Raw genomic sequence first — 257 nt, 5'->3', positions numbered from 1 at the left:
GAACCGTCCGAATCTGGGACCCAACCACCAGCCACCCCATCGCCAACCTCACCGGCCACACCAGCGGAATACGCACCGTCTGCGCCTTCACCGCAAACGACCGCACCCTCCTCGCCAGCGCCGGCTACGACCGAACCATCCGAATCTGGGACCCAACCACCAGCCACCCCATCGCCAACCTCACCGGCCACACCGGCGGGGTGAACGCTGTCTGCGCCTTCACCGCAAACGGCCGCACCCTCCTCGCCAGCGCCAGT

Annotated in this window: 1 protein-coding gene; it reads left to right on the top strand. The window is 67.7% G+C overall.

The features are described from left to right. The coding region (locus RUR_RS26645; protein WP_428847030.1) for a WD40 repeat domain-containing protein at positions 1-257 on the top strand (257 nt) is incomplete at both ends.

It is taken from the genome of Rhizohabitans arisaemae (assembly GCF_025996515.1).
Lineage (GTDB): Bacteria > Actinomycetota > Actinomycetes > Streptosporangiales > Streptosporangiaceae > Rhizohabitans > Rhizohabitans arisaemae.
The sequence above is the reverse complement of the archived record's forward strand: the minus strand, read 5'-3'. Positions and strand labels throughout refer to the sequence as shown.